This is a genomic window from Amycolatopsis sp. NPDC057786, from assembly GCF_042797905.1.
Lineage (GTDB): Bacteria > Actinomycetota > Actinomycetes > Mycobacteriales > Pseudonocardiaceae > Amycolatopsis.
Map to the genome: position 1 here is coordinate 1 of NZ_JBHVKW010000118.1, position 8,599 is coordinate 8,599.

The window sequence follows — 8,599 nt, forward strand, 5'->3', positions numbered from 1 at the left end:
AAACGCCACCCACGACCCCCGCGACCGGTGGCGAAGGCGCCTTTCACGGCATCAGACGCGGCGAAGGGAGCCTTCAGCCCACCTCTGGCCGCCCGGGATTCTCCTCCCCCACCGCGACCCGCGACCTCGTCGTCCGCGCGGTCGGCCGGATCATGGGAACCTGAGCCGCTTTTCGCACGACCACTGGGTATGCAGCGTCGTACGTTTCTACGTGCTTCAGCCTTGTCCGCCGGTCTGGTGGGCGCCACCGCGCCCGCCGCTTCCGCCGCCGCCCCGCTACGGGTGCAGATCCTGATGTTCGACGGCGTGGAGGAACAGGATTTCGTCGCGCCCGTCGAGGTTCTGGGCCTGGCCGGGAAACTCACCGGCGGCGCCGTGGTCACCTCGCTGGCTTCCGCGGGGCGCCCCGGATCCGTGAAATGCACCTACGGCACCGTCGTCGAGGTTCCGCGTTCCTGGTCGCCCGGCGAGGCCGACGTCCTCGTGGTGCCCGGCGGCGGCTACACCGACCCGAACGGGCCCGGGGTGCACCGGCTCAACGCCGATCAGGGCTTTCTGCGGCGCCTCGCCGCGTCGCGGGCATTGCCCGTCGGGATCTGCACCGGCACCATGGTGCTGTCCGCCGCCGGCCTCACGAAGGGCCGCAACGCGACGACGCACCACGGCGCGAAGGCGGATCTGGCCGCGCAGGGCGCGAAGGTGATCGACGCGCGCGTCGTCGACGACGGGGATCTGATCACCGGTGGCGGGATCACCGCGGGCCTCGAGGTTTCGCTGTGGCTCGTGGAACGCTTCTTGGGCGCGAAGGCGGCTCAGCGGACCGAAGTGGTGCTGGAGTACGAGCGGCGGGGCACCGTCTGGCGGGCCTAGTGCTCGCGTGACCCCAGGGTGCGGTGTGTGGAAATAGGGACGTTGAGTGTCCCTATCTCCACACACCTGGTCGTGACAGTGACTGTCTCGCCGGACCGTGTGGATTTAACGACCAGAAATCCGCACAGTCACCTTCCTCGCGCCGCAGCGGCGAGGCGCCTGTCAGCGGTGAGTGTCCTCCGGCGCCGGCGTCCGGCTCGCCAGCTTCGCCGACCACTCCGTCACCCGCCGTGCCACGTCCTGCGCGGTGAGCCCGACGCGGGCCAGCACCTCCTCGCGCGAACCGTGGTCGTGGAACACCTGCGGCACCGCGAGATCGCGCAGCGGCACGTCGCATTCGGCGTCGCGGAACAGCGCGGCCAGCGCGGAGCCGAAGCCACCGTGCCGCCCGCTGTCCTCGACGGTCACGACGAGCTTGTGCTGCTCGGCCAGCGCCACCAGCTCGGCGGGCGCCGGGACGACCCAGCGCGGGTCCACCACGGTCACGCCGATGCCCTGATCGGCCAGCCGGTCCGCGGCAGCGAGCCCGAGCATCGCGAACGCGCCCACCGCGACGAGCAGGACGTCGGCTTCACCGGCGGGCTTGCGCAGCACGTCCACCGTGCCGACGCGTTCCACGGCGGGCACCGAGTCGACCACGCCGCCCTTGGAGAACCGCAGCGCCGTCGGCCCGTCCTCGACCGCGACGGCCTCCCGCAGTTCCTCGCGCAGCGTTCCGGCGTCACGCGGAGCGGCGACCCGCATGCCCGGCACCATGCCGAGCAGCGAAAGGTCCCACATGCCGTGGTGACTCGGCCCGTCCGGCCCGGTGATCCCCGCCCGGTCCAGCACCAGCGTCACCGGCTGGCGGTGCAGCGCGACGTCCATCAGCACCTGGTCGAACGCGCGGTTCAGGAAGGTCGAGTACACGGCGACGACGGGGTGCTTGCCGCCCATCGCGAGCCCGGCGGCCGAGGTCACCGCGTGCTGCTCGGCGATCCCGACGTCGTACCAGCGGTCCGGGTACGCCTCGGCGAACTTGTGCAGCCCGGTCGACCGCAGCATGGCCGCGGTGATCGCGACGACGTCCTCGCGGTCGGCGCCGATCTTCACCAGCTCGTCGGCGAAGACGCCGGTCCAGCTCGGGCCCTTGACCGGCGGCAGGCCGGTCTCCGGGTCGATCGGGTCGGTCTGGTGCATCTGGTCGGCCTGGTTGGTCACCGCGGGCTCGTAACCGTGCCCCTTCTCGGTGACCACGTGGACGATGACCGCGCCGCCGAAGTCGCGGGCGCTCTGGAACGCCTTCTCCAGCGCGACGAGGTCGTGCCCGTCGACCGGCCCGAGGTACTTGAGGCCGAGGTCGGAGAACATCATCTGCGGGCTCAGCGCGTCCTTGAGCCCCGCCTTCGCCGCGTGCAGCGCCGCGTAGATCGGCTTGCCGACGACGGGCGTGTGCCGCAGCAGTTCCTTGCCTCGGTCCAGCACGCGCTCGTAGCCCGGCTTGAGCCGCAGCGACGCGAGGTGGTCCGCGACGCCGCCGATGGTCGGCGAGTACGAGCGGCCGTTGTCGTTGATGACGATGACGACCGGGCGGCGCGGGTTCGCGGCGATGTTGTTGAGCGCCTCCCAGCACATGCCGCCGGTCAGCGCGCCGTCGCCGACGACGGCGATCGCGTGCCTGCCGCCCCCGCCGAGTTCGAACGCCTTCGCCAGACCATCCACATAGGACAGCGCAGTCGACGCGTGGCTGTTCTCGACGAGGTCGTGCTCGCTCTCGCAGCGGGCCGGGTAGCCGGTGAGGCCGCCGAGCTGGCGCAGCTTGTCGAAGCCGTCGTGACGACCGGTGACGATCTTGTGCACGTATGCCTGGTGACCGACGTCCCACACGATGGCGTCGTCCGGCGAGTCGAAGACCCGGTGCAGCGCCATGGTCAGCTCGACCACACCCAGGTTCGGGCCGAGGTGACCACCGGCGAGCCGCACCTTTTCGACGAGGAAGTCCCGGATCTCCGCGGCCAGCTCGCCGAGCTGGTCCTGGTTCATCCGCTTCAAGTCGGCCGGTCCGTGCACGGACTCGAGCAACGTCACTCTCCCACCTCGCCTGGTTCCTCTTCCGCCGTTCCGACCAGTCTACGGAGGGCACCTGAGAGTGTTCCGTCCGCCGCGTCACGGGTCACATGTCAGAAAATCACCAGTCGGCACCCGACGGTGTGAACATGGTCTCTTTTGCCAAGTAGCGGTCACGTCGGGTGGCCGCGATAATCGCTCCTCGACGGTTAAGCAGGAGCCTGGTTGGAGTGGCTTGATGGCGGACTTTTTCATCGGTGGCGAGTGGGTCGACGCGGTCGGCGGTGGTCGCCGGGAGATCCGCTGCCCCGCGGACGGGTCGCTGGTCGCGGAAGTCGCCGAAGGCACCCGTGAAGACACCGAAGCGGCCATCGCCGCCGCGAGGAAGGCGTTCGACACCGGCCCATGGCCGCGGACGCCCGCCCCGCAACGCGGTGACCTGCTGCTGAAGGCCGCCGACCTGCTCGACCGGGACGCCGCCGCCTTCGCCCGCGCCGAATCGCTCGACACCGGGAAACGGCTGGTCGAGAGCGAATACGACATGGCCGACATCGCCGCGTGCCTGCGCTACTTCGGCAAGCTCGCCGCGAACGACGCCGGCCGCGTGGTCGACACCGGCAACCCGGACGCGTTCAGCCGGATCGTGCACGAGCCCGTCGGCGTCTGCGGGCTGATCACGCCGTGGAACTACCCGCTCCTGCAGACCATGTGGAAGGTCGCCCCCGCGCTCGCGGCGGGTAACACGTTCGTCCTCAAGCCCAGCGAACTGACCCCGCACACCTCGATCATGCTGATGAAGCTGCTGACCGAGGCCGGGCTGCCCGGCGGCGTCGCGAACCTGGTGCTCGGCGCCGGCGCACAGGCCGGGGCACCGCTGTCCGAGCATCCCGACGTCGACCTCGTGTCGTTCACCGGCGGCCTCGCGACCGGCAAGATCATCGCCGCGTCCGCCGCCTCCACCATCAAGAAGGTCGCGCTGGAGCTGGGCGGCAAGAATCCGAACGTCGTCTTCGCCGACGCGGACTTCGAGACCGCCGTCGACTACGCGCTGACCGCGGTGTTCCTGCACTCCGGGCAGGTCTGCTCGGCGGGCGCGCGGCTGATCGTCCAGGAGGAATGGCACGACAGGTTCGTCGACGAACTCGTCCGGCGCGCCGAGCTGATCCGACTGGGTGGACCTTTCGACCCGAAGGCTGAAACCGGTCCGCTGATCTCGGCCGCCCATTTGGAAAAGATCGAACGCTACGTCGCCGTGGCGCTGGAAGAGGGCGCCGTCCTGCGCACCGGCGGCAAACGGCCCGACGCTCGCGAGCTCGCGAAGGGGCACTACTACCTGCCGACCATCCTCGACAACGTGAAGCAGGGCAGCAGCGCCGTCGTCGACGAATCGTTCGGCCCGGTGCTCACCGTCGAGACCTTCACCGACGAGGACGACGCCGTCCGCATCGCCAACGACACCCACTACGGCCTCGCCGGCGCGGTGTTCACCTCGGACGCCTCCCGCGCGCAGCGGGTCGCGAACCGGCTCCGCCACGGCACGATCTGGATCAACGACTTCCACCCGTATCTGCCGCAGGCGGAATGGGGCGGCTACAAGCAGTCCGGCTTCGGGCGCGAACTCGGCCCGACCGGACTCGCCGAGTACACGGAGGCGAAGCACATCTACCAGAACCTCCGGCCCGCTCCACAGCGCTGGTTCTCCGGGGAGCCCGCGTCCAACTGAAGAGGGGAAAATTGCCGATGAGCAATCCGTCCGACGACGGCCTGGCCGGTTTCGGCTACAAACAGGAACTCGAAAGAACGCTCGGCAATTTCCACACCTTCGCCGCGGGGATCAGCTACATCTCGATCCTGACGGGGACGTTCCAGCTGTTCTACTTCGGCTTCAGCTTCGGCGGGCCGGCGTACTGGTGGTCGTGGCCGATGGTGTTCGCCGGCCAGCTGATGGTCGCGCTGTCGTTCGCCGAACTGGCGGCGCACTATCCGGTCGCCGGCTCGATCTACAACTGGTCGAAACGGCTCGGCAGCCCGCACGTCGCCTGGATGGCCGGGTGGATGATGCTGACCGCCTCGATCGTCAGCATCGCCGCGGTCGCGCTGGCGTACCAGATCACCCTCCCCCAGATCTCGTCGTTCTTCTCCTTCTCCGGTGACAGCGCGGTGAACGCGGTCATCCTGGGGACCGTGCTGATCGTGTTCACGACGCTGGTGAACGCCTGGGGCGTCAAGCTGATGGCGCGGATCAACAGCGCCGGGGTGTTCATCGAGCTGATCGCCGCGGTCCTGCTGATCGTCGCGCTCGCGGTGAACATCACGCGAGGCCCCGAGGTCGTCATGCAGACGAACAACACCGGCGCCGACCAGCCATGGGGCTATTTCGGGGCGTTCCTGGTCGCCTCGCTCGCGTCGACCTACGTCATGTACGGCTTCGACACCGCCAGCTCGCTCGGCGAGGAGTCCCACGACCCGCGCAAGAACGCGCCCAAGGCGATCCTGCGCGCGCTGATCGCGTCGTTCGTCATCGGCGGCCTCATCCTGATCCTCGCGCTGATGGCCGTCGGCGACATCGACAACCCGGAGATCGCGACCGGCGGGCTCCAGTTCATCGTTCTGGACGTCCTCGGCAGCACGATCGGCACGATCTTCCTGCTGGCGGTCGTCATCGCGATCACCGTGTGCAACCTGGCGGTGCAGTCGGCGGCGATCCGGATGATGTTCGCGATGGCGCGCGACAACAACCTGCCCGCCGGGAAGCGCCTCGCGAAGGTGTCGCCGAAGACCAAGACCCCGGTGATCCCGGCGATCATCACCGGCGTGCTCGCGGTGCTGATCCTGGTGGTCAACGTCGGGCAGCCGCAGATCTTCACGGTGATCACCAGTATCGGCATCATCATGATCTACCTGGCGTATCTGCTGGTCACCGTTCCGATGCTGGTCAAACGCCTGCGCGGGCAGTGGCCGCCGCCGAAGGTGGAGGGCACCAAGTACTTCTCGCTCGGCAAACTGGGGCTGCCGGTCAACATTCTCGGCGTGCTGTGGGGCGGCGCGATCGTGGTGAACCTGGCGTGGCCGCGGCGCGAGGTCTACAACGCGACCGAGCCGTATCACTGGTACCTCGAATGGGGGGCCGTGCTGTTCGTCGGCGCGGTGGCGGTCGTCGGTTTCGCGTATTACTGGTTCGTCCTGCGGCACAAGACCGGCGTCCTGGCCGATCACGCCGCGGAAGCACTTCCCGAGGAGGCAGCACAGTGACCGGAGAGTTCGACTACATCGTCGTCGGCGGCGGGACGGCGGGTTCGGTGGTCGCGGCGAGACTCTCGGAAGACCCGGACGTCACCGTGGCACTCCTGGAAGCCGGACCGTCCGATGTGGACGATCCGGCGGTGCTGGAGCTGACGAAGTGGATGGCCCTGCTGGAATCCGGCTACGACTGGGACTACCTGGTCGAGCCGCAGGAGTCCGGCAACTCGTTCCTGCGCCACGCCCGCGCGCGGGTGCTCGGCGGCTGCTCGTCGCACAACTCGTGCATCGCGTTCTGGGCACCGGCGGAAGACCTCGACGAATGGGCGTCGCTCGGCCTGCCCGGCTGGTCCTCGAAGGATATTTTCCCGCTGTACAAACGTCTCGAGACCAACGACGGCCCCGGCGACCACCACGGCCGCTCGGGTCCGGTGACGATCCGCTCGGTGCCGCCGAACGACCCGACCGGTGTCGCGCTGCTGCGGGCCTGCGAGCAGGCGGGCATCCCGAGGACGGAGTTCAACTCGGGCAAGACCGTGACGCACGGGGCGAACTGGTTCCAGATCAACGCGCGCGAGGACGGCACGCGGTCGTCCGCGTCGGTGTCGTACCTGCACCCGATCATCGGCAAGCGGCCGAACCTGGAGATCATCACCGGTGCCCGCGTCCGGCGGCTGCTGTTCGACGGCAAACGCTGCACCGGCGCGGAATACCTGGCCGACGACCTGATCCACGGTGTTCCTCTGCGGGCACGACGTGAGGTCATCCTCTCCTCCGGCGCGATCGACACGCCGAAACTCCTGATGCTGTCGGGAATCGGCCCCGCCGAGCATCTGCGCGAGGTCGGGGTGGACGTGCTGGTCGACTCCCCCGGCGTCGGCGAAAACCTGCAGGATCACCCCGAAGGCGTCATCCAGTGGGACGCGTTGCAGCCGATGACGACCGAGTCCACGCAATGGTGGGAGATCGGCATCTTCACCACCACCGAGGAAGGTCTCGACCGGCCGGACCTGATGTTCCACTACGGCTCGGTGCCGTTCGACATGAACACCCTCCGGCAGGGGTATCCGACCACGGAGAACGGCTTCTGCCTGACCCCGAACGTCACCCGGTCACGGTCGACCGGGACCGTGCGGCTTCGCAGCCGCGACTACCGGGACAAGCCGAAGGTGGACCCGCGGTACTTCACCGACGAGCACGACATGCGCGTGATGACCTACGGCATCAAACTGGCGCGCAAGATCGCCGAGCAGCCCGCGCTGGACGAATGGGCAGGCACGGAACTGGCGCCCGGCAAGGACGTCAAGACCGACGACGAGATCGCGGACTACCTGCGCAAGACGCACAACACGGTCTATCACCCCTCGTGCACCGCGAAAATGGGCGGCGACGGCGACCCGATGGCCGTGCTGGACGCGCGTCTGCGCGTGCGGGGCGTCGAGGGCCTGCGGGTCGCCGACGGTTCGGCGATGCCGTTCCTGGTCGCGGTCAACCCGTGCATCACGACGATGGCGATCGGTGAGAAGTGCGCGGACATGCTGAAGGAGGACGCGCGCTCCTAGCTTCGTATCGAAGGCCCCCTTGCTTCGGTGAGGGGGCCTTCTTCTTGCCCGGAAAACCGGTGGAACGCGGCGTGCCGGGCCATTACCGTGCTGCCGGACCACGTCGCCGAGCCGAGGGCCTGCCGTTGTACACCCTGTGAGACCTCCCGAGCGCTGATTTCGTCGCACGTCGCGCCTTGCGCGCCGCGCTTCCTTTTGCTGCGGATTTCTCACTGAACGGGTGTACTTCCCATGCTCGAAAACTGGGTGGTCGTTCCCACCTGCCTTCCTGTCGTCCTCCGCCGTTGCCACTCCTGCGGGTCGGGACGTTTCCGGGCAAACGGCAAATTCCGGGTCAACGCCAACCACAAACTCCTCGATGTCTGGCTGCTCGTGCGCTGTGCCGCGTGCGGGGACACCGCGAAACTCACGATCCTGGAGCGGGTGACCGTGCGCTCCGTCCGGCCTGAACTGCTGGAGCGGCTACACGAGAACGACCTCGGCCTCGCCGCCGAACTACTCCAGGATCCGGCCGTGCTCCGCCGCAATCGCATCGCCCTGGATTGGGAGGGCGCCTGGCGGCTCGATACCGGCTCCACATGCCACTTTCACGCTGTCTCGGTTCGCTTCGCCGCACCGATTCCCGTTCGGACCGCCCGGCTGATCGCCGAAGGGTGCGGTCTTACGCGGGGCGAGGTCGAGCGGCTGATCGATGAGGGGAAGGTGGTTTCGGGGGCGCGGTTGCGTGGGAAGGTGTCCGGGGACTTCACCTTTACACTGAAACGCTGATCTTGTGATCTCGTGAGTGGTGGGGGCGGGTGGTAAACTCCCCAACACACAACCGACCCCACCACTTGCGCCCCCGCGCCAAAGCGCCAATGTAGCGCCGGCAGGAAAGATTA

The 8,599-nt window shown here is 68.3% G+C and carries 6 protein-coding genes; 5 read left to right on the top strand and 1 reads right to left on the bottom strand.

The window, feature by feature from the left end; all coding sequences use genetic code 11:
* The first annotated feature begins 222 nt into the window (after window positions 1-222).
* Window positions 223-870 (top strand): DJ-1/PfpI family protein, encoded by a 648-nt coding sequence (locus ACFVM3_RS36650; protein ID WP_378444463.1) that lies wholly within the window; start codon window positions 223-225, stop codon window positions 868-870.
* 162 nt (window positions 871-1,032) lie between these two features.
* On the opposite strand, the gene dxs is transcribed toward ACFVM3_RS36650, so the two are convergent.
* Entirely contained in the window at window positions 1,033-2,937 is a 1,905-nt protein-coding gene (gene dxs / locus ACFVM3_RS36655; protein ID WP_378444464.1) for a 1-deoxy-D-xylulose-5-phosphate synthase, read from the bottom strand.
* 217 nt (window positions 2,938-3,154) lie between these two features.
* Between dxs and ACFVM3_RS36660 the strand changes: the two genes are divergently transcribed.
* The 4 genes from ACFVM3_RS36660 (at window position 3,155) to ACFVM3_RS36675 (ending at window position 8,486) form a co-directional block, all read left to right on the top strand.
* Window positions 3,155-4,639 (top strand): aldehyde dehydrogenase family protein, encoded by a 1,485-nt coding sequence (locus tag ACFVM3_RS36660; RefSeq protein ID WP_378444465.1) that lies wholly within the window; start codon window positions 3,155-3,157, stop codon window positions 4,637-4,639.
* Window positions 4,640-4,656: 17 nt separating this feature from the next.
* Window positions 4,657-6,168: an APC family permease gene (locus ACFVM3_RS36665; protein WP_378444466.1), complete on the top strand. Its 1,512-nt coding sequence runs from the start codon at window positions 4,657-4,659 to the stop codon at window positions 6,166-6,168.
* The gene (locus tag ACFVM3_RS36670; RefSeq protein ID WP_378444467.1) at window positions 6,165-7,718 is read left to right on the top strand and encodes a GMC family oxidoreductase; all 1,554 of its coding nucleotides are present in this window, start codon (window positions 6,165-6,167) and stop codon (window positions 7,716-7,718) included. The genes ACFVM3_RS36665 and ACFVM3_RS36670 overlap by 4 nt, the downstream gene beginning before the upstream one ends.
* Before the next feature lie 231 nt (window positions 7,719-7,949).
* The gene (locus tag ACFVM3_RS36675; protein WP_378444468.1) at window positions 7,950-8,486 is read left to right on the top strand and encodes a DUF1062 domain-containing protein; all 537 of its coding nucleotides are present in this window, start codon (window positions 7,950-7,952) and stop codon (window positions 8,484-8,486) included.
* The last annotated feature ends 113 nt before the right edge of the window (window positions 8,487-8,599 follow it).